Source organism: Mycobacterium sp., from assembly GCF_050701675.1.
GTDB lineage: Bacteria > Actinomycetota > Actinomycetes > Mycobacteriales > Mycobacteriaceae > Mycobacterium.
In genome coordinates this window covers 1-4,193 of the sequence record NZ_JBOGDD010000079.1, presented here as the reverse complement: position 1 = coordinate 4,193, position 4,193 = coordinate 1, and the positions used below count along the sequence as shown (strand labels likewise).

1 protein-coding gene is annotated in these 4,193 nt (G+C 67.4%); it reads left to right on the top strand.

From position 1 onward, the window contains the following. Window positions 1-136 precede the first annotated feature (136 nt). Window positions 137-4,193, top strand: a 4,057-nt coding sequence (locus ACRDUX_RS02425) for a CehA/McbA family metallohydrolase domain-containing protein (RefSeq protein ID WP_526410662.1), incomplete at its 3' end; no start/stop codon positions are given.

The following is a 4,193-nucleotide window of genomic DNA, read 5'->3' as shown; positions in this document are numbered from 1 at the left end:
CGGGAGGGCGAGGCTCCCGCCGAGCCGTCTGCGGCCGATTACGGCACGGCTCGGCGGGAGCCCTCCCGGGCGACTGCAGGCTTCAGCGCCCCGACCAGCATTCGGTACTTGAAATGAGGTTCAGTCCTCTGAAAGGATGGCTCCTCAACGCACACGTGTCATCTTTGCGCATCTATTAAGGGGGGTTTTCATGCGACATGGTAAGCTGGCGCTCTGTTTGAGCGTCCTGGTGCTCTACGTCGGCGTGGCCGACGCGGCACTCACTAAGGATCAGCAGAAGTGCCAGGGGACGGTCGCCAAGAAGGGCCGCGTCTTTTTCAAGAAGCGCTTCGGCGCGCTGGCCAAGTGCCAGGACGCGATCAACGCGGGCAAGTTCGCCGTCGGCACCGACTGCGCGCTCGAGACGAAGACGCAGGCCAAGCTCGACAAGGCCGAGCAGAAGTATCGCGACAAGATCGCCGACCTCTGCCCGAGCGCGATCGTGGCGACGCTCGATTTCGGCGGCCAGTGCTTCGGCGTCACGACGTCCACCGACCTGGCGGATTGTTCGGTCGAGGAGCATGAGACCGCGACCGACGCGCTGATCGCCACCGTCTACGACGATGACACGCGCGTCTGTGACAGCGGGCCCAGCGTCGGCATCACGTGTAGCGTGAACGCCGATTGCCCCGCCTGTCCGGTGATGGCCCCCTGCCCCGCCCCCAAGTGCGTGCTCGGGCGCACCGTCGGCACCTGCGACGGCGGCCCGAACGATACCTTGAGCTGCCGCGAGGCCGCCGACTGCCCGACGGGCGCCTGCGAGTTGAGCGGCGAGCAGAACTTCTGCCTCAAGACCCTCGGCAAGGCGATCGGCAAGCTGGGGAGCAAGCGGCAGAGCATCCTGCAGAAGTGCAAGAAGGACGTCGCCAAGGACAAGCTGCCGCTCAGCACCGACTGCGTCGCCGCGTCGCAGGCCAAGCTCGACGCCGAGTTCACCAAGGCGCTCGACTCGATCAGCGGTGCCTGCACCGACGTGATCACCAACACGCTCCAGCTCGCCGGCGCCTGCGAACGGCAGACCCTCGATACCGTCGGCGCCACCGCCTGCACCACATGCAGCGTCACCCGCGCCGCCGACCAGCTGGTGCTGGCGCAGCACGGCAGCAGCGCGCGCGGCGGCAGCGCGACGTTGACCCAGGTGGCCAACCTCTCGGAATGCGTCGGCGGCCGCCAGAGCCGTTGCGCCGTCGGCGACTACAAGCTGGCCAACGACCGCATCCGCGTCATCGTGCAGGCCCCGCAGCGCAACCTGTTCAGCATCGGCCAGTTCGGCGGCCAGATCATCGACGGCGACATCATCCGCACGTTCCCCGACCCGGACCGCGACAGCTTCGAAGAGTGGGCCCTCTCGCTCAACATCGAAGGCACCGCCCACTACACCGCGCTGACCATCCTCAACGACGGCAGCAACGGCGGTCCGGCCATCCTGCGCGCCACCGGCGTCGATGATCTGCTCGACTTCATCAATCCGAGCTCGACCATTGCCAGCTTCAACTTCCTGCTGGCGCCGACCGCCGACGACATCGATCTGCCGGTCACCATCACCACCGACTACATCCTCGAGCCGGGCACCAACTACGTGCGCGTCGAGACCAATGTGCAGAACCTCGGCGGCACCCAGCTCGATATCTATTTCGGCGAGTACATCAACGGCTCGGGCACCCTCGAGATGTTCCAGTCCGGCTACGGCTTCGGCGAGCCGCTGGTCAGCGCCCGCTGCCCGCTCAGCAAGCCCAACCTCTGCAATTTCACCGCCTACAGCGGCTATGGCGAGGGCGACGGCGTCTCCTACGGCTACGTCCAGCAGACCCCCGGATCGACGAGTGCCTTCACCACCTCGGGCGTGCACGTGCCGCAGCTCAACGTCGAGGTCCTGCTGGCCTTGATCGGCGCCGCTCCGCCGCCGTTCCACATCCAGCCCGCCGCCAACCCGGGCGATATCCTCACCGTCACCCGCTACTTCGTCGTCGGCGACGGCAGCGTCTCGGACATCTCCGACGCCCGCAACGAGATCCAGTGCGTGCCCAGCGGCACGGTGCAGGGCAACGTGACGGCCGGCGGCAACCCGGCCGTGCGCGCCGACATCTCGGTCCTCGGCCAGCTCGCCGACGGTCCCGGCCTGGCGGCGATGACGCGCAACGTGATCACCCACACGCGCACCGACGATCTCGGCAACTACTCGTTCACCCTGCCGCGCGGCGCCTACAACGTCGTCGCCAACCTCGACGGCGCGCCGTACGAGGCGAGCCTGCTGGCCCCGACGCAGCACCCGATCAACGTCGCCGCCTTCGGCACCCTGACGCAGAACATTGCGTTGCCTGCCACCGGCGCGGTGGAGGTCACGGCGGTCGACGAGAACAACGCCGCGATTCCGGCCAAGGTCTCGGTGGTCGGCTTCGACCCCAGCCCCGATCCGCTGAATACGCAGAGCATCTTCGGGTTGGTCAACAATCGCACCGGGGTGTTCGGCGATCGCACCAAGGACGGCGTGCCGCAGGGCCTGTCGCGCACCATCTACCTCGACACGACCGGCGACTCGGGTGTCGTCGAGCTCGAGCCCGGCAGCTACCAGATCGCCGTGTCACGCGGGCCTGAATACTCGCTCTTCACCCAGAACGTCACCGTCACCGCCGGCTCGACCCAGACGGTCAACGCGCAGGTCGAGCGCGTCGTCGACACCACAGGCCTGATCGCGGCCGACTTTCACGTCCACTCGATCGACAGCCCCGATTCGCAGATCGCGAATCCGACCCGCGTCCTCACCATGCTCGACGAGGGCATGGACTTCTTCACTCCGACCGACCACGACTACCGCTTCGACTACCAGCCGGTCATCGACGCGCTCGGCGCCACCAACCTGCTCGGCACCGCGGTCGGCGAAGAGATCACCAGCTTCGACTACGGCCACTTCAACGCCTGGCCGCTGATCACCACCCCCGGCCAGGTCAACAACGGCGGCGTCGATTTCGGCGGCGCCGCGCCCGCCGGGCAGGACTTCCCGTCCTCCAACAACTACAACGAAACCCCGGCGTCGATCATCGCCCTGGCGCATGCGGACGCGGTCGGCGCCAGCAACACGGTGCAGATCAACCACGTCCACAGCCACTTCGGCCTCGACGGCGGTTCCGGTTTGGGCATCGATACCGGCGTCGTGCCGCCCACCTCGGTCGTGCCGGCCGCGGCACGGCGGCTCGATCCGGCCGTGACCAACTACTTCACCGATACGTTCGACGGCCTCGAGGTCTGGATCGGCGACGACCGCGCCCAGGTGCTCACCAACTTCTTCGGCCAGAACGCCGGCGACTGGTTCAACCTCATGAACCAGGGCATCGTGCGCACCGGCATCGGCAACTCCGACACGCACAGCACGGTCACCGGCGTCGCCGGCTTCCCGCGCAACATGATCGCGTCGCCGAGCGACGACGGCGGCGATCTGAGCGGGCTGGCGAACACCATTTCGGACAACGTGAATGCCGGCCGCACCTTCGCCACCAACGGGCCGATGGTGCGCGTCACGGCGCACGCCAGCTCGACCAACGAGAGCGGCAGCATCGATTTCGGCCGCTGCACCGACGGCGTGACGCCCTGCACCAACGTCACCGACTGCCCGCCCTGCACCGACGATGCCCAGTGCAGCGGGGGCTTCACCTGCGAAGAGCTGCCGCTGACGATCGCGACCAACGACGGCGCGGTCGACATCACCGTCGACATCCAGTCGGCCGAGTGGGTCGAGTTCGACGAGGTGGAGTTCTACGTCAACACGACGACCACCCGCACGATGTCGAACAAGCAGACCGGCGCGGGCGTCGTCAGCATCAAGCGCTACTCGATCACGCCGGACTACTCGATCGCCCCGACGCAGTCGGTGGTTATGGCGCCGGGTACCAGCTCGAACCGCCGCGAAGGCCGCGCGACCCTGTCGCTCACCGGCCTCCTCGAGGACGTCTGGGTCGTCGCCATGGTGAAGGGCAACGACGGCGTCTCGCGGCCGCTCTTCCCGGTGCTGCCGACCAGCCTGAGCAACGCCGGCGGCATCAACGATACGTTGGCCGAAGTGACCGACGGCAACCTCGGCGAACAGGGCATCACCGCCCTCGCCTTCACCAACCCCGTCTTCGTCAATGTCGACGGCGGGGCCTGGACCGCGCCAGGGT